This is a genomic window from Pseudomonas sp. BIGb0164 (genome assembly GCF_024810135.1).
Lineage (GTDB): Bacteria > Pseudomonadota > Gammaproteobacteria > Pseudomonadales > Pseudomonadaceae > Aquipseudomonas.
Map to the genome: position 1 here is coordinate 260,595 of NZ_JANUEA010000011.1, position 26,491 is coordinate 287,085.

Below are 26,491 nucleotides of genomic sequence, written 5' to 3' on the forward strand. Positions count from 1 at the left end.
ACTTCCACTATCTTGGCTGGGACAACGTAAACGCCGATCATACCCGTATTAAGAGAAGCTGCGAAGCAGCATCCGCGAGAAAGCTAACCATGGTTGAAAATAGCGAACTACGCAAAGCCGGTCTCAAAGTGACTCTGCCGCGAGTCAAGATTCTACAAATGCTCGATTCTGCTGAGCAGCGTCATATGAGTGCCGAGGATGTTTACAAGGCGCTGATGGAGTCTAACGAGGACGTTGGCCTGGCCACGGTCTACCGTGTGCTGACCCAGTTTGAAGCCGCAGGACTGGTGGTTCGTCATAATTTCGACGGCGGTCATGCAGTGTTCGAACTGGCTGACGGTGGTCATCACGACCACATGGTTGACCTGGATACCAATGAGGTTATCGAGTTCACCAGCCCGGAAATCGAGAAGCTCCAGCACCAAATTGCTGAGGAGCATGGATTCGATTTGGTGGACCACAACCTAGTGCTGTACATCCGTAAGAAAAAGTAAAAAAGCTGCAGATTTGCTCTGCGCAATGATCGAAGGCGACCCAGAGGTCGCCTTCGTGCTTTCTATAGAGAGGAAAATGCCAGTTTAAGCCTTGGCGGCCACGACCATTTTCTTCGCGTGGGCCAGGGACTCCTTGGTCAGGTCGATACCCCCAAGCATTCGTGCCACTTCTTCCACGCGTTCCGACTTGTTCAGCTTCGACACGGCGGTGTGCGTCGCGTCGCTTCCCCGCACTTTATGCACAAACAAATGTTGATGCCCTTGGGCGGCCACTTGCGGCAAGTGCGTTACCGTGAGCACCTGCCCGCGATCGCCCAGGCGACGTAACAACTGGCCAACAATCTCCGCCGTCGGGCCGCCAATACCCACGTCCACTTCGTCGAACACAAGGGTGGGTACGCGTGAGGTCTGGGCGGTGATCACCTGAATCGCCAAGCTGATTCGCGACAGCTCGCCACCAGAGGCGACTTTTGCCAATGCCTTGAGCGGTTGCCCGGGGTTGGCGCTGACCAGTAGCTCGACTTGCTCCAGGCCATGAGGTTGCAATTCGTTGCTGGCGTTGGCGCGCAGTTCAATGGTGAATCGACCGCCAGGCATGCCCAGTCGCTGAATTTCCTGCTCCACTGCGCTGGCCAGGCTGGTGGCTGCCTGCTGGCGCAGGTCGCTCAGTTCACGCGCTTTCTCCTGATAGTGACGTGCAAATGAGGCGAGTTCCTCGCCCAATCGCTCGATGGATTCGTCGTTGGCATTCAGGGTTTCGATCTCATCCAGCAGTTTCTGCTGCAGGGTTGCAACTTCAGTAGGCTGGATTCGGTGTTTGCGCGCCAGTGTGTAGATGGTATCCAGGCGCTCTTCTATTTCTTGCAGGCGTGCCGGGTCGGCATCGAAGTGATCCAGGAAACGGTTGAGTTCACCCACCGCTTCTTCGACCTGAATCTGCGCGCTGGTCAGTAAGGTGGTGGCTTCGCCCAAGGCGCCAGACCCGCTGTTCACGCTGGACAGGCGATTGAGGCTCGCGGTCAGCGCATTGAGCACGTTGCCGGAATCACTCTCGCTGCATTGCTCCACGACCTGGCGGCAAATACCCAGCAGGGTTTCTGCATTGGTCAGGTTTTTGTGTTCCTGCTCCAACTGCTCCAGTTCGGTCTCGCCAAGCCCCAGGCTTTCGAGCTCTTCAAGCTGATAGCTCAGTAGTTGGTGGCGGGCGCGTTGTTCGTCGCCGGAATTGGAGAGGCGCTCCAGTTCCTGGCGAGTCTGGCGCCAGCGTTGGGCAGCAAGTTGTACTTGTCGGGCAAGGTCCGTTGCGCCTGCGTATTCGTCGAGCAGGCGGCGGTGGGTGTCGGTTTTCAGCAGGGACTGGTGTTCATGCTGGCTGTGGATATCAATCAGCAGTTCGCCCAGTGCTTTCAAGTCTCCCAGGGGGCAGGGCGTGCCATTGATGTAGCCGCGAGAGCGCCCTTCGGCGGTGATGACCCGGCGCAGGATGCAGGGGCCTTCAATATTCAGGTCGCGTTCTGCCAGCCAGGCTTCTGCCTCGGGAATGTCCGCCAGGTCAAACGTGGCCAGGATATCGGCTTTGTCGGCGCCAGGGCGCACAACGCCGCTGTCGGCGCGGTCGCCAAGGGTAAGGCCCAGGGCGTCGAGCATGATCGACTTGCCGGCGCCGGTCTCGCCTGTGATTACGCTCATCCCGCGATCCAGTTCGAGATCCAGATGTTCAACGATGGCGTAGTTATGTACGGACAGGTGCACGAGCATGAAGACCGCTCCCAGGTGTTAGGTCTGGTTATTTATACAGTGTTTTGTTCAGGGCTGACAATCCTGATGCTTAGCTCGATTTGCTTGAATGGCCTGCTTTTTAAGTGCGACGAGGAATGACAGTGCGGGAATTGATCCTGAGCACCTGAAAGACTTTTGGTAACGCCTGCACCCTTGAACCTGGAAATTGTGGCCCCATATACCGGAACAGAAGCGCGAGTCGAGTTCGCGCATGATTTTGAAAGGAGAAAACTATGGCTGACGAACAGACGCAGGATACGCAAACTCCAGACGCCAATTCGGCTGTCGGCGATGAGCTGGCAACCCGCGTGCAAGTGCTTGAAGAGCAATTGGCCGCTGCGCAGGATCAGTCTTTGCGTGTTGCCGCTGATCTGCAGAACGTCCGCCGCCGTGCCGAGCAGGATGTAGAAAAGGCTCACAAGTTCGCGCTGGAAAAATTCGCCAATGACTTGCTGCCGATCATCGACAGCCTGGAGCGTGGCCTTGAATTGTCCAACCCGGACGACGAAAACATCCGCCCGATGCGCGAAGGGATCGAGCTGACCCTGAAAATGTTCCAGGACACCCTGAAGCGTTATCAGCTGGAAGCGATCGATCCACAAGGCGGCGAGCCGTTCAACGCTGAGCATCACCAGGCCATGGCCATGCAGGAAAGCCATGACCTGGAGCCGAACAGCGTGCTCAAAACATTCCAGAAGGGTTACCTGCTCAATGGTCGCTTGCTGCGCCCGGCGATGGTTGTGGTGAGCAAGGCGCCTGCACCGGTTTCGCCTTCTATTGATGAGCAGGCTTGAAATACGCCGCAAGGCCCCCATCTATAAGTCAAGCGTTTAAGTGCTACCGCAGTTAGCCACCACTGCTGCGGCAACCAAATTCAAGTTTCGGGAGAGTAAATCATGGGCAAAATTATCGGTATCGACCTGGGGACCACCAACTCCTGCGTCTCCGTCATGGAAAACGGCAAAGCCAAAGTTATCGAAAACGCCGAAGGCGCGCGTACCACGCCGTCGATCATTGCTTACGCAAATGACGGCGAGATCCTGGTTGGTCAGTCGGCCAAACGCCAGGCTGTGACCAACCCGCACAACACCCTGTACGCGGTAAAACGTCTGATCGGCCGTAAGTTCGACGAAGAAGTCGTACAGAAAGACATCAAGATGGTGCCTTACAAAATCGCCAAGGCTGACAACGGTGACGCCTGGGTTGAAGTCAATGGCAACAAGATGTCTGCTCCGCAGATCTCGGCTGAAGTCTTGAAAAAGATGAAGAAGACTGCTGAAGACTACCTCGGTGAAACAGTGACCGAAGCGGTGATCACCGTTCCGGCCTACTTCAACGACAGCCAGCGTCAGGCGACCAAAGACGCCGGCCGCATCGCGGGCCTGGACGTAAAACGTATCATCAACGAACCCACCGCAGCTGCTCTGGCTTACGGTATGGACAAGGCCAAGGGCGACCACACTGTGATCGTTTATGACCTGGGTGGCGGTACGTTCGACGTGTCGGTCATCGAGATCGCTGAAGTTGACGGCGAGCACCAGTTCGAAGTGTTGGCCACCAACGGCGACACCTTCCTGGGTGGTGAAGACTTTGACATCCGTCTGATCGACTACCTCGTTGACGAGTTCAAGAAGGAAAGCGGCATCAACCTCAAAGGTGATCCGCTGGCGATGCAGCGTCTGAAAGAAGCTGCTGAAAAAGCCAAGATCGAACTGTCTTCGAGCAATTCGACCGACGTGAACCTGCCGTACATCACTGCAGACGCCACCGGTCCTAAGCACTTGAACGTGAAGATCTCTCGCGCCAAGTTGGAAGCACTGGTTGAAGACCTGGTTCAGCGCACCATCGAACCTTGCCGCATCGCTCTGAAAGACGCCGGTATCGACGTTGGTTCCATCAACGACGTGATCCTGGTGGGCGGTCAGACCCGTATGCCACTGGTTCAGCAGAAAGTAACCGAGTTCTTCGGCAAAGAAGCACGTAAAGACGTGAACCCGGACGAAGCGGTTGCCATGGGTGCTGCCATCCAGGGCGCGGTATTGGCCGGTGACGTGAAAGACGTACTGCTGCTGGACGTGAGCCCACTGACCCTGGGTATCGAAACCATGGGTGGCGTGATGACTGCGCTGATCGAGAAAAACACCACGATTCCTACCAAGAAATCGCAAGTGTTCTCGACTGCCGACGACAACCAGGGCGCTGTGACCATTCACGTGCTGCAAGGTGAGCGTAAGCAGGCTGCTCAGAACAAGTCCCTGGGCAAGTTCGACCTGGCCGAGATTCCACCTGCTCCACGTGGCGTGCCACAAATCGAAGTAACCTTCGACATCGACGCCAACGGCATCCTGCACGTAGGTGCCAAGGACAAGGCCACTGGCAAAGAGCAGAAGATCACCATCAAGGCCAACTCCGGCCTGTCTGATGAAGAAATTCAACAGATGATCCGTGATGCTGAAGCCAACGCCGATGCAGACGCCAAGTTTGCTGAATTGGCCGGTGCACGTAACCAAGGTGATGCCCTGGTTCACTCGACGCGCAAAATGGTTGCTGATGCTGGCGACAAGGTGACTGCCGAAGAGAAGACCGCGATCGAAGCTGCCGTGGTTGCCCTGGAAGCCGCTATCAAAGGCGACGACAAGGCTGCCATCGAAGCCAAGGTTGAGGAGCTGTCGAAAGTCTCCGCGCCAGTCGCTCAGAAAATGTACGCCGAGCAAGGCCAGCCGGCAGAAGGCGCTGCACAGCACGCAGAGCCTGAAGCCAAGCACGACGACGTTGTCGATGCCGAGTTCGAAGAAGTCAAAGACCAGAAGTAAGTTGGTCGCCCGGTTGACCGCTATCAAGCGGTGACTGGTAGGATGTCGCCGCGCGGGAGCTTGCTCCCGCGTTGGCGTGTCTGGGGTATGCGAATTTTTACAGCATGCGACAACGTGCGGATGCTGGCGGTGTGATCGGGAATGCTCCTGCTTTCCGAGCAGTAAATACCGCACTTTTGGCCGGGTACCTGGCTAAAAAGTAGTAATGACCAGGATCGTTGAATTGACGTGAGTTGGGTCCGGGCCTGTATTGGGGCTCAACGAGTTTGGCAAGGCTCAGGAGGGTCTGGCTGAACGTCCTTAAGAGTGCAAAGACTTATGGCAAAGCGTGACTATTACGAAGTGTTGGGTGTGGAGCGCGGCTCCAGCGAGGCGGACCTGAAGAAGGCTTACCGTCGCCTGGCGATGAAGCACCACCCGGACCGTAATCCGGATAGCAAAGAATCCGAAGAAATGTTCAAAGAGGCCAATGAGGCCTACGAATGCCTGTCTGATCCCAATAAGCGTGCGGCCTACGACCAGTATGGCCACGCCGGCGTCGACCCGAGCATGGGTGGCGGCGGTGCCGGTTTTGGTGGTCAGAACTTCTCCGATATTTTCGGCGACGTATTCAGCGACTTTTTCGGTGGTGGCCGGGGTGGTCAGCGTGGCGGTGCCCAGCGTGGCAGCGACTTGCGCTACACCTTGGAACTCAATCTTGAAGAAGCCGTGCGCGGCACCAGCGTCAATATCCGTGTGCCGACGCTGGTCAACTGCAAACCGTGTGATGGTTCGGGTGCCAAGAAGGGCTCCTCGCCGATCACCTGCCCTACGTGTGGCGGTATCGGCCAGGTGCGCATGCAGCAGGGCTTCTTCTCGGTGCAGCAGACCTGCCCGCGCTGCCATGGCCAGGGCAAGATCATTTCCGACCCGTGCGATTCCTGCCACGGCGAAGGCCGCGTAGAAGAGTACAAGACGCTGTCGGTGAAAGTGCCTGCGGGCGTGGACACCGGTGACCGCATTCGCCTGTCGGGTGAAGGCGAGGCGGGGACTCAGGGTGGCCCGACGGGCGACCTGTATGTGGTGATCAATGTGCGCGAGCACTCGATCTTCCAGCGTGACGGCAAGCACCTGTTCTGCGAAGTGCCGATCAGCTTTGTCGATGCGGCCCTGGGTGGCGAGCTGGAGATTCCGACCCTGGATGGTCGGGTCAAGCTCAAGATCCCGGAAGGCACCCAGACCGGCAAGCAGTTCCGCATTCGTGGCAAAGGCGTTGCGCCGGTGCGTGGCGGCGGTGCTGGCGACCTGATGTGTCGCGTGGCGGTAGAAACGCCGGTCAACCTGAACCGTCGTCAGCGCGAACTGCTTGAAGAGTTCCGTGGTTCGATGGAGGGGGATGACTCCCACTCGCCGAAAACCGCGGGCTTTTTCGATGGTGTGAAGCGCTTCTTCGGCGACCTGTAAGGAATTGAGTATGCGACGTATAGCCGTGATGGGCGCTGCAGGGCGCATGGGCAAGACGCTGGTCGAAGCGGTACAGCAGCGCTCGCCGGCCTCCGGGCTGACAGCGGCGATCGTTCGCCCTGGCAGTACGTTGATCGGCGCGGACGCGGGTGAATTGGCCTCGCTGGGTCGCATCGGTGTTTCGCTGTCGGGCAACCTGGAGCAGGTGGCCGATGAGTTCGATGTGCTGATCGACTTCACTTTGCCGGAGGTGATGCTGAAAAACCTGGCGTACTGCCGCAAGGCGGGCAAGGCCATGGTGATCGGCACAACCGGTTTGACGGCTGAGCAGAAGCAATTGCTGGTGGAGGCGGGCAAGGATATTCCTGTCGTCTTCGCGGCCAACTTCAGTGTGGGTGTGAACCTGTCGCTCAAGTTGCTGGATCTGGCAGCTCGCGTGCTGGGTGATGAGGCGGATATCGAAATCATCGAGACCCATCACCGTCACAAGATCGATGCGCCGTCGGGCACTGCGCTGCGCATGGGTGAGGCAATTGCCGATGCGTTGGGGCGTGATCTGTCTAAAGTGGCTGTGTATGGCCGTGAAGGTCATACCGGCGCGCGTGCGCGTGACACCATTGGTTTTGCAACCGTGCGCGGTGGCGATGTGGTGGGTGATCACACTGTGTTGTTCGCCACCGAAGGCGAGCGCCTGGAGATTACGCACAAGGCTTCCAGTCGCATGACCTTTGCCAAGGGGGCGGTCCGCGCTGCGCTTTGGCTGGAGGGTCGCGAGCCTGGCCTGTACGACATGCGCGACGTGCTGGATCTGCACTAATCAGTAGCTAAAACGGGGCCTCAAGCTTATGCTTAGGCCCCGTTTTTACCCGCTAAGCGACGTCCTGTCGCATTCCCCTGCCTTTAAGGCTCATTAGCGGTGGACCAAAAAAGCCTTTTTCTGTAAGCTACAGCTTTAGTGTGTCCACTAAAAGCGCGCAGAATAATTCAGTGAACAAGCGGGGTGACGTGTCCATACGTCACTCCGCTTTTTTACAACCTGCGATCGCCCTTTCAGGCTTTATTTACGGGAGGTCTTCTTGACTAAGCCAGCCATACTCGCCCTTGCTGATGGCAGCATTTTTCGCGGCGAAGCCATTGGAGCCGACGGTCAAACCGTTGGAGAGGTAGTGTTTAACACTGCCATGACCGGCTATCAGGAAATCCTTACCGATCCTTCCTACGCCCAACAGATCGTTACCCTGACCTATCCGCACATCGGCAACACCGGTACTACACCGGAAGACGTCGAGTCTGATCGTGTCTGGTCGGCCGGTCTGGTGATTCGTGACCTGCCACTGGTCGCGAGCAACTGGCGTAACACGATGTCGCTGTCCGATTACCTGAAAGCCAACAATGTTGTGGCGATCGCCGGTATCGATACGCGCCGCCTCACGCGTATCCTGCGTGAAAAAGGTTCGCAGAACGGCTGCATCATGGTCGGTGACAATATCTCCGAAGAGGCGGCGATCGCCGCAGCGCAAGGTTTCCCTGGCCTGAAAGGCATGGACCTGGCGAAAGTTGTCAGCGTTAAAGAGAAGTACGAGTGGCGCTCCACTGTCTGGGACTTGAAAACCGACAGTCACGCGACCATCGAAGCCGCTGACCTGCCTTACCACGTGGTGGCCTACGACTACGGCGTCAAATACAACATCCTGCGCATGCTGGTCGAGCGCGGTTGCCGCGTGACCGTAGTGCCGGCGCAGACCCCAGCCAGCGACGTGCTCGCCCTGCAGCCGGACGGCGTGTTCCTGTCCAACGGCCCAGGCGATCCTGAGCCATGCGACTACGCCATCCAGGCTATCAAGGACGTACTGGAAACCGAGATTCCGGTATTCGGCATCTGCCTCGGTCACCAACTGCTGGCCCTGGCTTCCGGCGCCAAGACCCTGAAAATGGGCCACGGCCACCACGGTGCCAACCACCCTGTGCAGGACCTGGATACCGGCGTTGTGATGATCACCAGCCAGAACCACGGTTTTGCGGTAGATGAAGCCACCTTGCCGAGCAACGTCCGTGCGATTCACAAGTCGCTGTTCGACGGCTCCCTGCAAGGTATCGAGCGCACCGACAAGAGCGCGTTCAGCTTCCAGGGCCACCCTGAAGCGAGCCCGGGCCCGAACGACGTAGCGCCGCTGTTCGACCGTTTCATCAATGAGATGGCCAAGCGACGCTGAGTGAGTGGTCTGCGGGTGGCCCCGAGCACCGGTGGCCCCCGCAGGCTCTTCAAAGATTGTTCAAGACGGCTTGCCGACTGACCTGCGGATTTGAGTGACAAACCCATGCCAAAACGTACAGACATAAAAAGCATCCTGATTCTCGGCGCTGGCCCGATCGTGATCGGCCAGGCCTGCGAATTCGACTACTCCGGCGCCCAGGCCTGTAAAGCCCTGCGCGAAGAGGGCTACCGCGTCATCCTGGTGAACTCCAACCCGGCCACCATCATGACCGACCCGGCCATGGCCGACGCCACCTACATCGAGCCGATCAAGTGGCAGACCGTTGCCAAGATCATCGAAAAAGAGCGTCCGGACGCACTGCTGCCAACCATGGGTGGCCAGACTGCACTGAACTGCGCCCTGGACCTGGAGCGCGAAGGCGTCCTGGAAAAATTCGGCGTAGAGATGATCGGTGCCAACGCCGACACCATCGACAAGGCTGAAGACCGTTCGCGTTTCGACAAGGCCATGAAGTCCATCGGCCTGGCGTGCCCGCGTTCCGGTATCGCCCACAGCATGGAAGAAGCCAATGCGGTCCTCGAGACCCTGGGTTTCCCGTGCATTATCCGTCCGTCCTTCACCATGGGCGGCACCGGTGGCGGTATCGCTTACAACCGTGAAGAGTTCGAAGAAATCTGCGCCCGTGGCCTGGACCTGTCGCCGACCAAAGAGCTGCTGATCGACGAATCCCTGATCGGCTGGAAAGAGTACGAGATGGAGGTTGTCCGCGATAAGAAGGACAACTGCATCATCGTCTGCTCCATCGAAAACTTTGACCCGATGGGCGTGCACACCGGTGACTCCATCACCGTGGCTCCAGCGCAGACCCTGACTGACAAGGAATACCAGATCCTGCGTAACGCCTCCCTGGCGGTACTGCGCGAGATCGGCGTGGAAACCGGCGGTTCCAACGTTCAGTTCGGCATCTGCCCGAACACCGGCCGCATGGTCGTGATCGAGATGAACCCACGGGTTTCCCGTTCGTCGGCCCTGGCTTCGAAAGCCACCGGCTTCCCGATCGCCAAGGTCGCAGCCAAGCTGGCGGTGGGTTACACCCTGGACGAGCTGTCGAACGACATCACCGGTGGCAAGACCCCGGCGTCCTTCGAACCGTCCATCGACTACGTCGTCACCAAGCTGCCACGTTTTGCCTTCGAGAAATTCGCCAAGGCCGACGCCCGCCTGACCACCCAAATGAAGTCGGTGGGTGAAGTCATGGCCATCGGCCGTACCTTCCAGGAATCCCTGCAGAAAGCCCTGCGTGGCCTGGAAGTGGGCGTTTGTGGTCTTGACGAGAAACTCGACCTGGCCAACCCGGAAAGCATGAGTGTGCTCAAGCGTGAGCTGACCGTGCCGGGCGCCGAGCGTATCTGGTACGTCGCAGACGCCTTCCGTGCAGGCATGACCGTCGAAGATATCTTTGGCATGAACATGATTGACCCGTGGTTCCTGGTGCAGATCGAAGATCTGATCAAGGAAGAAGAGAAGGTCAAGACCCTGGGTCTGGCCAGCATCGACCGCGACATGATGTTCCGTCTCAAGCGCAAGGGCTTCTCCGACCAGCGTCTGGCCAAGCTGCTGGGTGTGACCGAGAAGAACCTGCGTACCCATCGCCACAAGCTGGAGATCTTCCCGGTCTACAAGCGCGTTGACACCTGCGCCGCCGAGTTCTCCACCGACACCGCCTACCTGTACTCCACCTACGAGGAAGAGTGCGAAGCAGCGCCGTCGGGTCGCGACAAGATCATGATCCTGGGCGGCGGTCCTAACCGTATCGGCCAGGGTATCGAGTTTGACTACTGCTGCGTACACGCCGCCCTCGCCCTGCGCGAAGACGGGTACGAGACCATCATGGTCAACTGCAACCCGGAAACTGTTTCCACCGACTACGACACTTCCGATCGCCTGTACTTCGAGCCAGTGACCCTGGAAGACGTACTGGAAATCGTGCGCGTCGAGAAGCCAAAGGGTGTGATCGTCCAGTACGGCGGCCAAACCCCGCTGAAATTGGCTCGCGCCCTGGAAGCGGCCGGCGTGCCGATCATTGGCACCAGCCCTGACGCCATCGACCGTGCCGAAGACCGTGAGCGCTTCCAGCAGATGGTTGAGCGCCTGAACCTGCGTCAGCCGCCAAACGCCACCGTGCGCAGCGAAGACGAAGCCATCCGTGCAGCCAGCAAGATCGGCTACCCGCTGGTGGTGCGTCCGTCCTACGTACTGGGCGGCCGTGCGATGGAAATCGTCTACGAAGAAGAAGAGCTCAAGCGCTACCTGCGCGACGCAGTGAAAGTCTCCAACGACAGCCCGGTGCTGCTGGACCACTTCCTCAACTGCGCCATCGAGATGGACGTGGACGCTGTTTGCGACGGCACCGACGTGGTGATCGGCGCGATCATGCAGCACATCGAACAGGCGGGCGTTCACTCCGGTGACTCGGCTTGCTCGCTGCCACCGTACTCGCTGCCGGCGCACATCCAGGACGTGATGCGCGACCAGGTCAAGAAAATGGCCTTGGAATTGGGCGTGGTCGGCCTGATGAACGTACAGTTGGCGCTGCAAGGCGAAGACATCTACGTCATCGAAGTCAACCCGCGTGCTTCCCGTACCGTGCCGTTTGTTTCCAAGTGCATCGGTGTGTCCCTGGCCATGATCGCTGCGCGCGTGATGGCTGGTAAAACCCTGAAGGAAATCGGCTTCACCAAGGAAATTATTCCTAACTTCTACAGCGTGAAAGAGGCGGTATTCCCATTCGCCAAGTTCCCGGGTGTGGACCCGATCCTGGGCCCAGAGATGAAGTCCACCGGTGAGGTGATGGGTGTGGGTGACACCTTCGGTGAAGCGTTCGCCAAGGCCCAGATGGGCGCCAGCGAAGTGCTGCCGACCGGCGGTACAGCCTTCATCAGCGTGCGTGACGACGATAAGCCTCTGGTTGCGGGTGTGGCCCGTGATCTGATCAACTTGGGCTTCGAAGTCGTGGCCACCGCCGGGACCGCCAAGCTGATCGAAGCGGCCGGCCTGAAAGTGCGTCGCGTGAACAAGGTGACGGAAGGCCGTCCGCACGTGGTCGACATGATCAAGAATGACGAAGTCACCTTGATCATCAACACCACTGAAGGTCGCCAGTCGATCGCGGACTCTTACTCCATCCGTCGTAACGCCTTGCAGCACAAGATCTACTGCACCACTACCATTGCTGCTGGCGAAGCCATCTGCGAAGCGCTCAAGTTCGGTCCGGAAAAAACCGTGCGTCGCTTGCAGGATCTACACGCAGGATTGAAGGCATGACCAAATACCCAATGACCGTCCAGGGCTTCAAGGCCCTGGAAGAGGAGCACGCCCATCTGACCAAGGTCGTACGTCCAAAGCTGAGCCAGGACATCGGTACGGCCCGCGAGCTGGGTGACCTCAAGGAAAACGCCGAATACCACGCTGCTCGCGAGCAGCAGGGTATGGTCGAGGCGCGTATCCGTGACATCGAAGGCCGCCTGCAGAACTCGGTGGTCATCGATGTGACGACTATTCCGAAGACCGGCAAGGTGATTTTCGGTACGACCGTGGAAATCGCCAACGTTGAAACTGACGAAAGCGTGGTTTACCACATCGTGGGCGAAGACGAGGCTGACTTTAAACTCGGCAAAATCTCCGTTGGCTCGCCACTGGCCCGCGCCTTGATTGCCAAGGAAGAGGGTGATGTGGTGACCGTCAAGACGCCTGGCGGCGTGACCGAGTACGAGATTGTTGAAGTTCGTCACGTCTGAAAGACGGCGCCCGCTTCGTGCGGGCGCTATGCTGTGGCAGCTCGCCCAGATGCTTTGGGTGGGCGGCCTATGGCTGTTGCATATTGGTGTTTTGCCGGCGTTGGGCCTGATTGGCCTGGCGCCGTTGCTGATCGATGAGATCGACGGATTACTGAGTGCGCTGCTGGTGGGTTTTGCGGCGGCGTGCGTAATTCTCCAGGCGCTGGTGCTGATCAAGGCTGAAGGTCTGGGGAGTTTGTGGCGGGATATTCGCGGCCAACTGCTGTTGATGGCGCTGTATGCGTGCGCAATGTTTTGCGCGGTGCATGTTTGGCTGCCGGAAGCGTTGCGCTGGCAGCTATTCAGCTATCTTGTGCTAGGGTTTTCCGGCCTGGTGCTGGTTATACAGCCGGCGCCCGGGTGGAGTGGCGGGGCGCGCGAAGCACGCCCGTGACCCTTTGAATCATTTGAAGCGATGAACGTTCGACAGTTGCTTGTTGACGCTGAAGTTCTTGCGATGCAGCAGCGCCATCTTGCCGATGACTTGAACCAGGTCCGCTTTGCCAACCTTGCACAGTTCTGCAATGGCAGCCAGGCGCGCCTCGCGGTCGAGGATGTTGACCTTGATCTTGATCAATTCGTGATCGTTCAGCGCGCGTTCGAATTCGGCTAACACACCTTCAGTCAAACCGTTGTCTGCCACAATCAGAACTGGTTTCAGATGGTGGCCAATGGATTTGTACTGTTTCTTCTGCTCTTGAGTGAGCGGCATAATCTGACCCCTGCGTCTGATCTTGTAAAAAGCGGCGGCCAGTTTACCCGAGGGAGTCCGGGACCGCCCAGTTAATCACGACCCGTTTTATTTTCGAGGTGGCCCGTGGCCCGTTCCAAAACTAGCCTTAAGTGGCTGCAAGAGCATTTCAACGATCCTTACGTCAAAAAGGCGCAGAAGGACGGTTACCGTTCCCGGGCCAGCTACAAGCTGCTGGAGCTCCAGGACAAGGACAAATTGTTTCGCCCCGGCATGAGCGTGATCGACCTGGGTGCCGCCCCGGGTGGCTGGTCCCAGGTGGCCAGTCGTCTGATTGGTGGGCAAGGCCGGTTGATCGCATCCGACATCCTTGAGATGGACAGCATCCCGGACGTGACCTTCGTTCATGGCGACTTCACCCAGGACGCCGTACTCGCCGAGATTCTGGAGGCCGTGGGAAATTCGCAGGTAGACCTTGTGATTTCCGACATGGCCCCCAATATGAGTGGATTACCGGCTGTTGATATGCCGCGAGCCATGTTCCTGTGCGAGTTGGCGCTGGATCTGGCGGGGCGGGTATTGCGTCCGGGTGGTGATTTTCTGGTCAAGGTCTTCCAGGGTGAAGGCTTCGACGAGTACCACAAGAACATCCGCAAGCTGTTCGACAAGGTGCAAATGCGCAAACCGGACTCTTCCCGGGACCGGTCTCGCGAGCAATACCTGTTGGCGCGGGGGTTCCGTGGCATCGAAGGCGCCGCCAGCGATGAGCGTCTTTAAAGGTTTGAAGGGAGTCGATAGGTTTTTTTATATCGCTTTCGTCACGAAGCTTTACGAATATTGTGTAGTCAAAGTTTCACAAAGGGTTACAGACGGCGCCTGCCAGAGTTGTAGGTAATGTAGTAAGTTAGGCCGGTGAATATCATGCGAAGCGCGCGCCAGTAGCGGAGCTTGCTTCAGAGGGTAGTTAATTGAACGATATGGCAAAGAATCTGATCCTGTGGTTGATCATCGCGGCTGTCCTGGTGACGGTGATGAACAACTTCTCCAGCCCTAACGAGCCGCAGACCCTCAACTATTCCGACTTCATCCAGCAAGTTAAGGATGGCAAGGTCGAGCGCGTAGCGGTTGATGGCTACGTGATCACCGGCAAACGCAACGATGGCGATAGCTTCAAGACCATTCGTCCGGCCATTCAGGACAACGGTCTGATCGGTGACCTGGTGGATAACCACGTGGTTGTCGAAGGCAAGCAGCCTGAGCAGCAAAGCATCTGGACCCAATTGCTGGTCGCCAGCTTCCCGATCCTGGTGATCATCGCCGTGTTCATGTTCTTCATGCGCCAGATGCAAGGTGGTGCGGGGGGCAAGGGCGGACCGATGAGTTTCGGTAAGAGCAAGGCGCGCCTGCTGTCCGAAGATCAGGTGAAGACCACCCTGGCTGACGTCGCAGGTTGCGATGAAGCCAAGGAAGAAGTGGGCGAGCTGGTGGAATTCCTCCGGGATCCGGGCAAGTTCCAGCGTTTGGGCGGCCGCATTCCTCGCGGCGTGCTGATGGTGGGGCCTCCGGGTACCGGTAAAACCCTGCTGGCCAAGGCTATTGCGGGCGAAGCCAAGGTGCCTTTCTTCACCATTTCCGGTTCTGACTTCGTCGAGATGTTCGTGGGTGTCGGTGCCAGCCGTGTTCGCGACATGTTCGAGCAGGCGAAGAAGCACGCACCGTGCATCATCTTCATCGATGAAATCGACGCCGTTGGTCGCCATCGTGGCGCCGGCATGGGCGGCGGTCATGACGAGCGTGAGCAGACCCTCAACCAGTTGCTGGTTGAGATGGACGGCTTTGAAATGAATGACGGCATCATCGTCATCGCTGCAACCAACCGTCCGGATGTATTGGACCCTGCGTTGCTGCGTCCAGGCCGCTTCGACCGCCAGGTTGTGGTGGGCTTGCCGGATATCCGTGGCCGCGAACAGATCCTGAAAGTACACATGCGCAAAGTGCCAATGGGCGACGACGTGGCTCCGGCCGTGATCGCTCGGGGTACTCCAGGCTTCTCCGGCGCCGACCTGGCCAACCTGGTCAACGAGGCCTCGCTGTTTGCGGCTCGTACCGGCAAGCGCATCGTTGAAATGAAAGAATTCGAGTTGGCAAAAGACAAGATCATGATGGGCGCCGAGCGCAAGTCCATGGTCATGTCCGAGAAAGAAAAACAGAACACGGCTTATCACGAAGCCGGCCACGCCATTGTCGGTCGCGTCGTGCCTGAGCATGACCCGGTCTACAAAGTGTCGATCATTCCTCGTGGTCGGGCACTGGGTGTCACCATGTTCCTGCCGGAAGAGGATCGCTACAGCCTCTCCAAGCGTGCGCTGATCAGCCAGATATGCTCGCTGTACGGTGGTCGTATTGCCGAAGAGATGACTTTGGGCTTCGACGGTGTCACTACCGGCGCTTCCAACGACATCATGCGTGCGAGCCAGATTGCCAGGAATATGGTCACCAAGTGGGGCTTGTCGGAGAAGCTCGGTCCGTTGATGTACGCCGAAGAAGAGGGCGAAGTGTTCCTGGGGCGTGGTGGTGGCGGTCAAAATGCCAGTTTCTCCGGTGAGACAGCCAAGCTGATCGACTCCGAAGTGCGCAGCATCATTGACCAGTGCTACGGCACGGCCAAGCAGATCCTGACCGACAACCGCGACAAGCTGGATGCCATGGCTGACGCGCTGATGAAGTATGAGACCATTGATGCCGATCAGATCGACGACATCATGGCGGGGCGCGCACCTCGTGAGCCTCGCGATTGGGAGGGCGGTTCGGGCACCTCTGGCACCCCGCCAGTGGTTCAGAATGAACGCCCTGAAGCCCCGATCGGCGGGCCGGCAGCTGACCACTAAGGCTTGAAATGACTTCTGTGTTGTCCTCCACCCGGTTGCCTTGCGGCAATCGGGTTCTTGATTTGGCCCATACGCACGTCATGGGCATTCTCAATGTAACCCCCGATTCCTTTTCCGATGGCGGCCGTTTCAGCCAGCTTGATGCAGCTTTGCGTCATGCCGAGGCGATGGTGACGGCTGGCGCGACCTTGATCGATGTCGGTGGTGAGTCGACTCGTCCCGGCGCCCGCGTGGTCTCTCCTTTGGAGGAGTTGGAGCGGGTGGCGCCTATCGTCGAGCGGATTGCTCGCGAGTTGGACGTGATCATTTCGGTTGATACCTCAACGCCAGCCGTAATGCGTGAAACTGCGCGCCTGGGTGCTGGGTTGATCAACGATGTGCGCTCCCTCCAGCGTGAGGGTGCCTTGGATGCTGCTGCAGCGACCGGGTTGCCGGTATGCCTGATGCACATGCTGGGCGAGCCCGGAAATATGCAAGACAGCCCGCACTATGATGATCTTGTGGGTGAGGTCAGTGGCTTCCTGGCTGAGCGGGTCGTGCAGTGCGCTGCGGTCGGGATTCCTGCGGAAAAGATCATCCTTGATCCGGGATTTGGTTTCGCCAAGACCCTGCAACACAATTTAAGCCTGTTCAAGCACATGGAGTCCTTGCATGCCCTTGGTCGGCCCTTGTTGGTCGGCGTTTCGCGCAAGAGCATGATAGGGCTGGCTTTGAACCGTCCGGTGGGTGAGCGACTGTATGGCGGCCTTGCGCTGGCGGCGCTGGCGGTAACCAAGGGCGCGCGCATCTTGCGTGTGCATGATGTCGCCGAGACTGTGGACGTGGTGCGTATGATTGCCGCTGTAGAATCAGCCGAATAAGAATGATGGAGCACTTATGACTAAAAAATACTTTGGCACCGACGGTATCCGTGGTCGGGTCGGCGAGTTTCCTATTACTCCTGATTTCATGCTCAAGCTGGGTTGGGCGGCAGGTATGGCGTTCCGCAGCATGGGCGCATGCCGCATCCTGGTGGGCAAGGACACCCGTATTTCGGGTTACATGTTTGAATCTGCGCTGGAGGCCGGTTTGTCCGCTGCCGGTGCTGATGTAATGCTGCTGGGCCCTATGCCGACGCCGGCGATCGCTTACCTGACGCGTACCTTTCACGCTGAAGCCGGTATCGTGATCAGTGCCTCGCACAACCCTCATGATGACAATGGCATCAAGTTCTTCTCGGGCCAAGGCACCAAGCTGCCAGACGAGATCGAGTTGATGATTGAAGAGCTGCTGGATGCGCCGATGACGGTGGTGGATTCCAGCAAGCTGGGCAAGGTGTCGCGCATCAATGACGCTTCCGGCCGCTATATCGAGTTCTGCAAGAGCAGCGTGCCGACCAGCACCAATTTTGCCGGTCTGAAAATTGTTGTCGACTGTGCTCACGGCGCTACCTACAAGGTCGCGCCGAGTGTGTTCAAGGAGCTGGGCGCCGATGTGACGGTGCTGTCGGCTCAGCCAAATGGTTTGAACATCAACGAAAACTGTGGCTCCACCCATACAGAGCAACTGCAGGCGGCCGTACTGGCTGAGCATGCGGATCTCGGTATCGCCTTCGATGGTGATGGCGATCGCGTGCTGATGGTTGATCACACCGGCGCTGTGGTGGACGGTGATGAGTTATTGTTCATCATTGCTCGCGACCTGCATGAGCGGGGCAAGCTGCAAGGCGGCGTCGTGGGTACGCTGATGAGCAACCTTGGGCTGGAACTGGCCCTGGCAGATTTAGGTATTCCTTTCGTTCGTGCGAATGTGGGCGACCGTTATGTGATCGCAGAACTGTTGGAGCGCAACTGGCAGGTGGGGGGTGAAAACTCCGGGCACGTTGTGTGCTTCCATCACACCACGACGGGCGATGCCATTATTGCCGCGCTGCAGGTTTTGCTGTCCTTGCGTCGTCGTGAAGAAAGCCTTGCCCAGGCCCGCCAGGCGCTGCGCAAGTGCCCTCAAGTGTTGCTCAATGTGCGCTTCTCGGGCGGTGAAAACCCGATCGAGCATCCGGCTGTCAAAGAGGCCTGCGAGCGTGTGACCCTGGCAATGGCGGGGCGTGGGCGGGTGCTGCTGCGCAAGTCCGGCACAGAGCCTTTGGTGCGTGTCATGGTCGAAGGCGACGACGAAACACAGGTTCGCGGCCATGCCGAAGACCTGGCAAAACTGGTAACTGAAGTTTGCGCCTGAATTCGGCTTGCCAGTGGTGATGTGGTTGGGTAACATCTGCGCCCACTTTGACCGACGAGGTACAGCATGCGTCGCACTATGGTAGCTGGTAACTGGAAGATGCACGGTACCCGCGCCAGTGTCGCTGAGCTGATCAACGGCCTTCGTCACTTGGCCTTGCCAAGCGGTGTCAATGTCGCGGTTTTCCCACCTTGCTTGCATATCAACCAAGTGGTTGATGGCTTGAAAGGCAAGTCGATCCAGGTCGGCGCGCAGAACTCTGCGGTGGAGCCGATGCAAGGTGCGTTGACCGGTGAGATTTCGCCGAGTCAGCTGGTTGATGCGGGTTGTTCCTATGTGCTCGTCGGGCACTCCGAGCGCCGTCAGATGATGGGCGAGCGTGATGGGACACTCAATCGCAAGTTCGCAGCGGCACAGGCTTGTGGCTTGATTCCAGTGTTGTGCGTAGGGGAGACCCTTGCAGAGCGCGAATCGGGCAAGACTCTTGAAGTTGTCTCGCGTCAGCTGGGCAGCATCATCGAGGAGCTGGGTGTTGGTGCGTTTGCAAAGGCAGTAATTGCTTACGAGCCGGTCTGGGCCATTGGCACCGGGCTGACTGCTACACCGCAACAGGCGCAGGATGTGCACGCAGCCATCCGCGCACAGTTGGCGGCAGAGAATTCTGAGGTCGCACAAGGTGTGCGGCTTCTATACGGCGGCAGCGTGAAGGCGGCCAATGCGGTCGAACTGTTCGGCATGCCGGATATCGATGGGGGGCTCATTGGTGGAGCTTCCCTGAATGCAGATGAGTTCGGTGCGATCTGTCGCGCCGCGGGAAACTGAAAAAATGCTGGAAACAGTCGTAGTCGTTTTTCATCTGTTGGCTGCCCTGGGCGTAGTTGCCCTGGTTTTGTTGCAACAGGGTAAAGGTGCGGATGCTGGTGCGTCTTTCGGTGCAGGTGCTTCAAATACTGTGTTCGGAAGCCAAGGTTCCTCTACCTTTCTTAGTAAGTTTACTGCTATACTTGCCGCAGGTTTCTTCATAACCAGCTTAGGGTTAGGTTACTTTGCTAAAGAGAAAGCTCATGTGCTGACTCAAGTAGGTTTGCCAAACCCAGCGGTGTTGGAAGTACCAAAAGCAAAACCGGCTTCTGATGATGTCCCGGTGCTTCAAGAGCAAAAGTCGGCTACTCCAGCGACTGACGTACCTCCAGCTCAAGAGCAAAAGTAAGAAGGGTTGTAAACGCTGTATTGCCGAGGTGGTGGAATTGGTAGACACGCAACCTTGAGGTGGTTGTGCCCATAGGGTGTAGGGGTTCGAGTCCCCTTCTCGGTACCAATTATCAGGAGAGCCCGCTGTTGCGGGCTTTCTTGTAGGTGGAAGGTTACATTGACCCTGTAAGGGATCGGTCGTATACTTCCGCCCCAGCTTTGTCGCGGGGTGGAGCAGTCTGGTAGCTCGTCGGGCTCATAACCCGAAGGTCGTCGGTTCAAATCCGGCCCCCGCAACCAGTTTTAGCGGAGCCCCTTTTAAGGGGCTTTTTGTTAGCTGGACACTTTCAACGCCGCTGTTCGACGGCGTTTCAAGGATGGGCGTTTCGCCCATTTTTTTATTTTGCACAGCATGCACATACATGCACGAGGGGGTTCAGGTGTCGAGCAAGCTAGAAGAGTTGCAGGCCTTGTTGGCCCCGGTGGTCGTGGCCCTAGGCTATGAATGCTGGGGTATTGAGTTTTCGGCTCAAGGTCGCCACTCAATGTTGCGCGTTTATATCGATAAAGAGGGCGGCGTGCTGGTGGACGATTGTGCCATTGTCAGCCGTCAGATCAGCGGTGTCCTGGATGTTGAAGATCCAATTTCCGTTGAATACACCCTCGAAGTTTCCTCGCCAGGCATGGAACGCCCACTGTTCACTATTGATCAGTTTGCAAAATTTGCCGGTGAACAAGTGAAGATCAGGCTGCGATCTCCCTTTGAAGGGCGACGCAACTTTCAGGGCCTTCTGCGCGGTGTAGAAGAACAGGATGTCGTGGTGCAGGTAGACGACCATGAGTTCCTGTTGCCGATCGATATGATCGACAAGGCCAACATTATTCCCAGTTTTGACTGAGACGCGGATCCCGCGGATCCAATGGCTTGCGAAAGGCGAGGCGTACGATGAGCAAAGAAGTACTGCTGGTTGTTGAGTCGGTATCCAATGAAAAGGGCGTACCGGCAAACGTGATTTTTGAAGCGCTGGAGCTGGCTCTGGCCACTGCTACCAAAAAGCGTTTTGAAGACGAAGTTGATCTGCGTGTGGAAATCAACCGCCACACCGGTGCCTATGAGACTTTCCGTCGCTGGACGGTCGTCGAAGAGGCCGATCTTGATGATCCGGCCATCGAAACCTGGCCGAGCAAGGTTGCGCAAACGCATCCTGGCGCCAAGGTCGGTGATGTCGTCGAAGAAAAGATCGAATCGATCGAATTCGGCCGTATTGCTGCACAGACCGCCAAACAGGTCATCGTGCAGAAGGTTCGCGAAGCCGAGCGCGCTCAAGTCGTTGACGCCTATCGCGAGCGCCTGGGTGAAATCATCTCCGGCACCGTGAAAAAAGTGACCCGCGACAACGTGATCGTCGACTTGGGCAACAACGCCGAGGCGTTGCTGGCCCGCGAAGACATCATCTCCCGCGAAACCTTCCGTGTTGGCGTGCGTCTGCGTGCGCTGCTCAAGGAAATCCGTACCGAAAACCGCGGCCCTCAGTTGATCCTGTCGCGTACCGCGCCGGAAATGCTGATCGAGCTGTTCCGTATCGAAGTACCGGAAATCGCCGAAGGCCTGATCGAAGTCATGGCTGCATCCCGCGACCCGGGTTCGCGCGCCAAGATCGCGGTCCGCTCCAAGGACAAACGCATTGACCCGCAAGGCGCCTGCATCGGTATGCGCGGTTCGCGCGTGCAAGCAGTGTCTGGCGAGCTCGGTGGTGAGCGTGTGGACATCGTCCTGTGGGACGACAACCCGGCGCAGTTCGTGATCAACGCCATGTCGCCGGCTGAAGTGGCGGCAATTATCGTTGACGAAGATGCCCATGCGATGGACATCGCCGTTGGCGCAGACAATCTGGCTCAGGCCATTGGTCGTGGTGGTCAGAACGTGCGTCTGGCCAGCCAACTGACCGGCTGGACCCTGAACGTGATGACCGAATCGGACATCCAGGCTAAGCAGCAAGCTGAAACCGGTGACATCCTGCGCAACTTCATCGACGAGCTGGAAGTCGACGAAGAGCTGGCACAGGTGCTGGTAGATGAAGGCTTCACCAGCCTGGAAGAGATTGCCTACGTACCGTTGGAAGAAATGCTCAACATCGACGGCTTTGACGAGGAAATCGTCAACGAGCTTCGCGCTCGGGCCAAGGATCGCTTGTTGACTAAAGCCATCGCTACTGAGGAAAAGCTGGCAGACGCCCATCCGGCCGAAGACCTGCTCTCGCTTGAGGGTATGGACAAGGATTTGGCGATGGAACTGGCGGTGCGCGGCGTAATTACCCGCGAAGACCTGGCCGAGCAGTCTATTGACGATCTGCTCGACATCGACGGCATTGACGATGATCGTGCCGGCAAGTTGATCATGGCCGCCCGAGCCCATTGGTTCGAGTAACTAGGCGCGGCCTGAGGAGAGAAGTGCATGACGCAAGTCACGGTGAAACAACTGGCCGATGAGGTCAAAACACCGGTAGAGCGCCTGTTGCAGCAGATGCGTGAGGCAGGTCTGCCGCACACCGCCGCCGATGAAGGTGTGAGCGACAGTGAGAAGCAGTCTTTGCTGACTCACTTGAAGAGCAGCCACAAGGCGAAAGTGGAAGAACCGCGCAAGATTACATTGCAGCGCAAAACCACCAGCACCCTGCGTGTTGCGGGTAGCAAGAGCATCAGCGTTGAAGTACGCAAGAAGAAAGTCTTCGTACAGCGCAGCCCGGAAGAAATCGAAGCCGAGCGCAAACGCGAACTGGAAGAACGTCGCGCAGTAGAAAATGCTGCTCGTCAGAAGGCTGAAGAAGAAGCCAAGCGTCGCGCCGAAGAAGAAGCGCGTCGCCAGCCTGCTGCTGCGCAACCTGCTGTTACTGAAGCGGTCGCTGCGCCTAGCGCGCCAGTAGAAGCTGTACGTGAGGCCGCTCCGGTTGCCCCTGCGCCAGCACCTGCTGCAGACACTCGCAAGCGTGACGAACCGCGTCGTCCGGACAAACCACGTGCTGACGATAACAATCGTCGCGGTGGTGGTGGCGATGGCGAGCGCAAAAACGCTCCGCATCGTGCTTCGGTCAAAGAGAAAGCGCCTGCTCCACGCGTTGCCCCACGTACTACCGACGAAGAAAGCGATGGCTTCCGTCGTGGTGGTCGCGGCAAGGCCAAGCTGAAAAAGCGCAACGCCCACGGTTTCCAGAGCCCAACCGGCCCTGTCGTGCGTGAAGTGAAAATCGGCGAGACCATCACTGTTGGCGACCTCGCCCAGCAGATGTCGGTCAAGGCTGCTGAAATCATCAAGTTCATGTTCAAGCTGGGCACTCCGGCCACCATCAACCAGGTACTGGATCAGGAAACTGCCCAACTGGTTGCTGAAGAGCTGGGCCACAAAGTGACCCTGGTCAGCGACACCGCCCTGGAAGATTCCCTGGCCGAGTCCCTGAAGTTTGAAGGTGAAGCGGTTTCCCGTGCACCAGTCGTGACCGTAATGGGCCACGTTGACCACGGTAAGACCTCCCTGCTCGACTACATCCGTCGTGCCAAGGTGGCTGCTGGTGAAGCCGGTGGTATCACCCAGCACATCGGTGCATACCACGTTGAAACCGACCGTGGCATGGTGACGTTCCTCGATACCCCGGGTCACGCCGCGTTTACCGCAATGCGTGCCCGTGGTGCCAAGGCGACCGACATCGTGATCCTGGTGGTTGCGGCGGACGACGGCGTGATGCCACAAACCATCGAGGCTGTTCAGCACGCTCAGGCGGCTGGCGTTCCTCTGGTGGTTGCAGTGAACAAAATCGACAAGCCGGGCGCCGATCTCGATCGCATCCGTAGCGAACTGTCGGTTCACGGCGTGACCTCCGAAGAGTGGGGTGGCGACACTCCATTCGTACCGGTCTCCGCGAAAATGGGTACCGGCGTTGACGAACTGCTCGAAGCCGTTCTGTTGCAAGCCGAAGTGCTGGAACTGACTGCTACGCCATCGGCTCCTGGTCGTGGTGTTGTGGTTGAATCCCGCCTCGACAAGGGCCGTGGCCCGGTTGCGACCGTCCTGGTTCAAGACGGTACCCTGCGCCAAGGCGACATGGTCCTGGTCGGTTCGAATTACGGCCGTGTACGCGCCATGCTCGACGAGAACGGCAAGCCAATCAAGGAAGCAGGTCCTGCTATCCCGGTCGAGATCCTCGGCCTGGACGGTACTCCGGACGCTGGTGACGAGATGAGCGTGGTTGCCGACGAGAAGAAAGCCCGCGAAGTGGCTCTGTTCCGTCAAGGCAAGTTCCGCGAAGTCAAACTGGCCCGTGCTCACGCCGGCAAGCTGGAAAACATCTTCGAGAACATGGGCCAGGAAGAGAAGAAGACGCTCAACATCGTCCTCAAATCTGACGTACGTGGTTCCCTCGAAGCGTTGAACGGCGCCTTGAACGGCCTGGGTAACGACGAAGTGCAAGTGCGCGTTGTCGGTGGCGGTGTCGGTGGTATCACCGAGTCCGACGCCAACCTGGCACTGGCTTCCAACGCTGTACTGTTCGGCTTCAACGTGCGTGCCGATGCCGGCGCTCGCAAGATCGTCGAGCAGGAAGGCCTGGACATGCGTTACTACAACGTCATCTACGACATCATCGAAGACGTCAAGAAAGCCCTCACCGGCATGCTTGGCAGCGACGTCCGGGAGAACATCCTGGGTATCGCCGAAGTGCGTGACGTGTTCCGCTCGCCGAAATTCGGCGCGATCGCCGGTTGCATGGTGGTTGAAGGCACCGTGTACCGTAACCGTCCAATCCGTGTACTGCGTGAAGACATCGTTATCTTCGAAGGCGAGCTGGAATCCCTGCGCCGCTTCAAGGATGACGCTTCCGAAGTACGTGCCGGCATGGAATGCGGTATCGGCGTCAAGAGCTACAACGACGTCAAGGTTGGCGACAAGATCGAAGTCTTCGAGAAGGTCCAGGTTGCTCGCAGCCTCTAACTCGCGCACTTCCGGAGCCACGCGGCGTGTGGGCATGCAAATGCCCCGCGCAGCGTACGGACTCTAAACGCAACGCCCGGTCTGGCTTTTGTCAGGCCGGGCGTTTGCCGCTTTCAGACCCCACGGGTTTCACCGTGTGGCAGTAACAGGTAACAAGACATGGCAAAAGAATACAGCCGTACCCAGCGTATCGGCGATCAGATGCAGCGCGAGCTGGCCCAACTGATCCGTCGCGAAGTCAAAGACCCCCGTGTTGGCCTGGTCACCATCACCGCCGTAGAAGTGAGCCGTGACGTGGGTCACGCCAAGATCTTCATCACCGTGATGGGCCAGGACAGCAGCGAAGAAATCGCGCAAAGCATCAAGGTGCTCAACTCTGCCGCAGGTTTCCTGCGCATGCAGTTGGCCCGCGAAATGAAGCTGCGCAGTGTTCCCCAGTTGCACTTCCACTACGACGAAAGCGTCGTGCGTGGTGCGCACCTGTCGGCACTGATCGAGCGCGCCGTGGCTGAAGACAGCCAGCACCCGTCCACACCTGAAGACGCCAAGGAGTAAGCGGTGGCTCAGGTCAAACGTATCCGTCGCAACGTCAGCGGCATCATTCTGCTCGACAAGCCCATTGGCTTCACCTCCAATGCCGCGTTGCAGAAGGTTCGCTGGCTGCTCAATGCCGAAAAGGCCGGGCACACCGGCAGCCTCGACCCACTGGCCACCGGCGTATTGCCGTTGTGCTTTGGCGAGGCCACCAAGTTCTCGCAATACCTGCTCGATTCCGACAAGGGTTACGAAACCCTGATGCAACTGGGCAAGACCACCACCACGGCTGATGCCGAGGGTGATGTCCTGCAGGTTCGCGACGTGACCGTTGGTCGCTCTGATATCGAGGCTGCGTTACCCGGTTTTCGTGGGCAAATCAGTCAGATACCGCCGATGTACTCGGCTCTCAAGCGTGATGGGCAACCCCTTTACAAGCTGGCACGTGCGGGCGAAGTAGTGGAGCGCGAAGCGCGTTCTGTTACTATTGCGCGCTTGGAATTGCTCGCCTGTGAAGGCGACACCGCGCGTCTGGCCGTGGACTGCAGCAAAGGCACCTATATCCGTACCCTGGTGGAAGATATTGGTGAACATCTTGGTTGCGGTGCGTACGTTGCAGAGTTGCGACGCACACAGGCCGGCCCTTTCACCCTGGCCCAGACGGTCACGCTGGAAGAGTTGGAAGCGGTACACGCCGAAGGCGGCAATGAAGCGGTTGATCGCTTCCTGATGCCATCGGACAGCGGTTTGCTGGATTGGCCATTACTGCACTTCTCGGAGCACAGCGCGTTCTACTGGCTCAACGGCCAGCCGGTACGTGCCCCGGATGCCCCGAAGTTCGGCATGGTGCGGGTACAGGATCATAATGGTCGCTTCATCGGGATCGGTGAAGTGAGCGAAGACGGGCGCATCGCGCCACGTCGACTGATTCGGTCAGAATGACCGAACGAGTGTGGCTGTTAACAGGCACGGTCAACACTCATTTTTAGATACAGGGATTTGTCCCTGGCCTGTTGAAACTGCCCTTTGGGTGGTTTCCTGAAAAAAGGATTGCCTCATGGCTCTCGACGTTCAAGAAAAAGCACAAATCGTTGCTGACTATCAGCAAGCTGTTGGTGACACTGGTTCGCCAGAAGTGCAAGTTGCACTGCTGACCCACAACATCAACAAGCTGCAAGGTCACTTCAAGGCCAACGGTAAAGATCACCACTCCCGTCGTGGTCTGATCCGCATGGTAAACCAGCGCCGTAAGCTGCTGGACTACCTGAAAGGCAAGGATCTGGGTCGTTATCAGACTCTGATCGGTCGCCTGGGTCTGCGTCGCTAATAAGCGATTGCGCTAGAGGTTGGTTGTCTGCCGTGTGTCAGTGGGATTCCCGCTGGCTCATGGTAGGCTCCCAGCCTCAAGTTT

Annotated in this window: 23 protein-coding genes and 2 tRNA genes; 23 read left to right on the top strand and 2 right to left on the bottom strand. The window is 58.1% G+C overall.

The window, feature by feature from the left end:
- The first annotated feature begins 89 nt into the window (after positions 1-89).
- Entirely contained in the window at positions 90-494 is a 405-nt protein-coding gene (gene fur / locus M2394_RS26835) for a ferric iron uptake transcriptional regulator (RefSeq protein ID WP_083360362.1), read from the top strand.
- 84 nt (positions 495-578) lie between these two features.
- Here fur and recN read toward each other — a convergent pair whose 3' ends face one another.
- A complete protein-coding gene (recN, locus tag M2394_RS26840; RefSeq protein WP_178919540.1) occupies positions 579-2,252 on the bottom strand; it encodes a DNA repair protein RecN in 1,674 nt (557 codons plus the stop codon).
- Between the two features lie 254 nt (positions 2,253-2,506).
- Between recN and grpE the strand changes: the two genes are divergently transcribed.
- The 8 genes from grpE to M2394_RS26880 all read left to right on the top strand — a co-directional run bounded on the left by grpE (position 2,507) and on the right by M2394_RS26880 (position 12,975).
- Positions 2,507-3,067: a nucleotide exchange factor GrpE gene (gene grpE, locus M2394_RS26845; RefSeq protein ID WP_016976812.1), complete on the top strand. Its 561-nt coding sequence runs from the start codon at positions 2,507-2,509 to the stop codon at positions 3,065-3,067.
- Between the two features lie 102 nt (positions 3,068-3,169).
- Positions 3,170-5,086: a molecular chaperone DnaK gene (gene dnaK, locus M2394_RS26850; RefSeq protein WP_178919541.1), complete on the top strand. Its 1,917-nt coding sequence runs from the start codon at positions 3,170-3,172 to the stop codon at positions 5,084-5,086.
- A gap of 318 nt (positions 5,087-5,404) precedes the next feature.
- Entirely contained in the window at positions 5,405-6,529 is a 1,125-nt protein-coding gene (dnaJ, locus tag M2394_RS26855; protein WP_178919542.1) for a molecular chaperone DnaJ, read from the top strand.
- Between the two features lie 10 nt (positions 6,530-6,539).
- Positions 6,540-7,346, top strand: coding sequence for a 4-hydroxy-tetrahydrodipicolinate reductase (gene dapB / locus M2394_RS26860; protein WP_259175170.1), 807 nt, complete (start codon positions 6,540-6,542; stop codon positions 7,344-7,346).
- 259 nt (positions 7,347-7,605) lie between these two features.
- Positions 7,606-8,742, top strand: a complete 1,137-nt coding sequence (gene carA / locus M2394_RS26865) for a glutamine-hydrolyzing carbamoyl-phosphate synthase small subunit (protein ID WP_038843802.1) — start codon at positions 7,606-7,608, stop codon at positions 8,740-8,742.
- Between the two features lie 105 nt (positions 8,743-8,847).
- Positions 8,848-12,069, top strand: coding sequence for a carbamoyl-phosphate synthase large subunit (gene carB / locus M2394_RS26870; protein ID WP_176998429.1), 3,222 nt, complete (start codon positions 8,848-8,850; stop codon positions 12,067-12,069).
- Positions 12,066-12,542 (top strand): transcription elongation factor GreA, encoded by a 477-nt coding sequence (gene greA / locus M2394_RS26875; protein WP_017139258.1) that lies wholly within the window; start codon positions 12,066-12,068, stop codon positions 12,540-12,542. Before carB ends, greA begins: the two co-directional genes overlap by 4 nt.
- A 28-nt stretch (positions 12,543-12,570) precedes the next feature.
- Positions 12,571-12,975, top strand: coding sequence for an MFS transporter (locus M2394_RS26880; RefSeq protein WP_178919543.1), 405 nt, complete (start codon positions 12,571-12,573; stop codon positions 12,973-12,975).
- Between the two features lie 9 nt (positions 12,976-12,984).
- On the opposite strand, the gene M2394_RS26885 is transcribed toward M2394_RS26880, so the two are convergent.
- The gene (locus tag M2394_RS26885) at positions 12,985-13,293 is read right to left on the bottom strand and encodes a YhbY family RNA-binding protein (protein WP_178919544.1); all 309 of its coding nucleotides are present in this window, start codon (positions 13,291-13,293) and stop codon (positions 12,985-12,987) included.
- A gap of 105 nt (positions 13,294-13,398) precedes the next feature.
- Between M2394_RS26885 and rlmE the strand changes: the two genes are divergently transcribed.
- From rlmE to rpsO, 14 genes are all read left to right on the top strand, one after another.
- Entirely contained in the window at positions 13,399-14,049 is a 651-nt protein-coding gene (gene rlmE, locus M2394_RS26890; protein ID WP_010206606.1) for a 23S rRNA (uridine(2552)-2'-O)-methyltransferase RlmE, read from the top strand.
- 200 nt (positions 14,050-14,249) lie between these two features.
- Positions 14,250-16,160 (top strand): ATP-dependent zinc metalloprotease FtsH, encoded by a 1,911-nt coding sequence (gene ftsH, locus M2394_RS26895; RefSeq protein ID WP_178919545.1) that lies wholly within the window; start codon positions 14,250-14,252, stop codon positions 16,158-16,160.
- A gap of 8 nt (positions 16,161-16,168) precedes the next feature.
- Complete coding sequence (gene folP, locus M2394_RS26900) at positions 16,169-17,020, top strand: dihydropteroate synthase (protein ID WP_178919546.1); 852 nt, start codon at positions 16,169-16,171, stop codon at positions 17,018-17,020.
- Positions 17,021-17,036: 16 nt separating this feature from the next.
- Entirely contained in the window at positions 17,037-18,374 is a 1,338-nt protein-coding gene (glmM, locus tag M2394_RS26905) for a phosphoglucosamine mutase (RefSeq protein WP_178919547.1), read from the top strand.
- A 66-nt stretch (positions 18,375-18,440) separates the two neighbouring features.
- On the top strand, positions 18,441-19,196 hold the full coding sequence (tpiA, locus tag M2394_RS26910) for a triose-phosphate isomerase (RefSeq protein ID WP_259175172.1): 756 nt from the start codon (positions 18,441-18,443) through the stop codon (positions 19,194-19,196).
- A gap of 4 nt (positions 19,197-19,200) precedes the next feature.
- Positions 19,201-19,584, top strand: a complete 384-nt coding sequence (gene secG / locus M2394_RS26915; protein WP_010206600.1) for a preprotein translocase subunit SecG — start codon at positions 19,201-19,203, stop codon at positions 19,582-19,584.
- 22 nt (positions 19,585-19,606) lie between these two features.
- Positions 19,607-19,692: transfer RNA gene (locus M2394_RS26920), tRNA-Leu, on the top strand.
- Between the two features lie 96 nt (positions 19,693-19,788).
- Positions 19,789-19,865: transfer RNA gene (locus tag M2394_RS26925), tRNA-Met, on the top strand.
- Positions 19,866-20,005: 140 nt separating this feature from the next.
- The gene (gene rimP, locus M2394_RS26930) at positions 20,006-20,464 is read left to right on the top strand and encodes a ribosome maturation factor RimP (RefSeq protein ID WP_176998424.1); all 459 of its coding nucleotides are present in this window, start codon (positions 20,006-20,008) and stop codon (positions 20,462-20,464) included.
- A gap of 47 nt (positions 20,465-20,511) precedes the next feature.
- Complete coding sequence (gene nusA, locus M2394_RS26935) at positions 20,512-21,993, top strand: transcription termination factor NusA (RefSeq protein WP_178919548.1); 1,482 nt, start codon at positions 20,512-20,514, stop codon at positions 21,991-21,993.
- 27 nt (positions 21,994-22,020) lie between these two features.
- On the top strand, positions 22,021-24,546 hold the full coding sequence (infB, locus tag M2394_RS26940; RefSeq protein WP_178919549.1) for a translation initiation factor IF-2: 2,526 nt from the start codon (positions 22,021-22,023) through the stop codon (positions 24,544-24,546).
- A 159-nt stretch (positions 24,547-24,705) separates the two neighbouring features.
- The gene (gene rbfA, locus M2394_RS26945; protein ID WP_016973761.1) at positions 24,706-25,101 is read left to right on the top strand and encodes a 30S ribosome-binding factor RbfA; all 396 of its coding nucleotides are present in this window, start codon (positions 24,706-24,708) and stop codon (positions 25,099-25,101) included.
- A 3-nt stretch (positions 25,102-25,104) separates the two neighbouring features.
- Positions 25,105-26,022, top strand: coding sequence for a tRNA pseudouridine(55) synthase TruB (truB, locus tag M2394_RS26950; protein ID WP_176998421.1), 918 nt, complete (start codon positions 25,105-25,107; stop codon positions 26,020-26,022).
- A 115-nt stretch (positions 26,023-26,137) separates the two neighbouring features.
- Positions 26,138-26,407: a 30S ribosomal protein S15 gene (gene rpsO / locus M2394_RS26955; RefSeq protein WP_003177875.1), complete on the top strand. Its 270-nt coding sequence runs from the start codon at positions 26,138-26,140 to the stop codon at positions 26,405-26,407.
- Positions 26,408-26,491 lie beyond the last annotated feature (84 nt).

What these genes read in the sequence shown, in the direction of transcription:
- fur (WP_083360362.1), top strand. Translation starts at nt 90, where the DNA reads ATGGTTGAAAATAGCGAACTACGCAAAGCCGGTCTCAAAGTGACTCTG.
- recN (WP_178919540.1), bottom strand. Translation starts at nt 2,252, where the DNA reads ATGCTCGTGCACCTGTCCGTACATAACTACGCCATCGTTGAACATCTG.
- grpE (WP_016976812.1), top strand. Translation starts at nt 2,507, where the DNA reads ATGGCTGACGAACAGACGCAGGATACGCAAACTCCAGACGCCAATTCG.
- dnaK (WP_178919541.1), top strand. Translation starts at nt 3,170, where the DNA reads ATGGGCAAAATTATCGGTATCGACCTGGGGACCACCAACTCCTGCGTC.
- dnaJ (WP_178919542.1), top strand. Translation starts at nt 5,405, where the DNA reads ATGGCAAAGCGTGACTATTACGAAGTGTTGGGTGTGGAGCGCGGCTCC.
- dapB (WP_259175170.1), top strand. Translation starts at nt 6,540, where the DNA reads ATGCGACGTATAGCCGTGATGGGCGCTGCAGGGCGCATGGGCAAGACG.
- carB (WP_176998429.1), top strand. Translation starts at nt 8,848, where the DNA reads ATGCCAAAACGTACAGACATAAAAAGCATCCTGATTCTCGGCGCTGGC.
- greA (WP_017139258.1), top strand. Translation starts at nt 12,066, where the DNA reads ATGACCAAATACCCAATGACCGTCCAGGGCTTCAAGGCCCTGGAAGAG.
- M2394_RS26880 (WP_178919543.1), top strand. Translation starts at nt 12,571, where the DNA reads ATGCTGTGGCAGCTCGCCCAGATGCTTTGGGTGGGCGGCCTATGGCTG.
- M2394_RS26885 (WP_178919544.1), bottom strand. Translation starts at nt 13,293, where the DNA reads ATGCCGCTCACTCAAGAGCAGAAGAAACAGTACAAATCCATTGGCCAC.
- ftsH (WP_178919545.1), top strand. Translation starts at nt 14,250, where the DNA reads ATGGCAAAGAATCTGATCCTGTGGTTGATCATCGCGGCTGTCCTGGTG.
- folP (WP_178919546.1), top strand. Translation starts at nt 16,169, where the DNA reads ATGACTTCTGTGTTGTCCTCCACCCGGTTGCCTTGCGGCAATCGGGTT.
- glmM (WP_178919547.1), top strand. Translation starts at nt 17,037, where the DNA reads ATGACTAAAAAATACTTTGGCACCGACGGTATCCGTGGTCGGGTCGGC.
- tpiA (WP_259175172.1), top strand. Translation starts at nt 18,441, where the DNA reads ATGCGTCGCACTATGGTAGCTGGTAACTGGAAGATGCACGGTACCCGC.
- secG (WP_010206600.1), top strand. Translation starts at nt 19,201, where the DNA reads ATGCTGGAAACAGTCGTAGTCGTTTTTCATCTGTTGGCTGCCCTGGGC.
- nusA (WP_178919548.1), top strand. Translation starts at nt 20,512, where the DNA reads ATGAGCAAAGAAGTACTGCTGGTTGTTGAGTCGGTATCCAATGAAAAG.
- infB (WP_178919549.1), top strand. Translation starts at nt 22,021, where the DNA reads ATGACGCAAGTCACGGTGAAACAACTGGCCGATGAGGTCAAAACACCG.
- rbfA (WP_016973761.1), top strand. Translation starts at nt 24,706, where the DNA reads ATGGCAAAAGAATACAGCCGTACCCAGCGTATCGGCGATCAGATGCAG.
- rpsO (WP_003177875.1), top strand. Translation starts at nt 26,138, where the DNA reads ATGGCTCTCGACGTTCAAGAAAAAGCACAAATCGTTGCTGACTATCAG.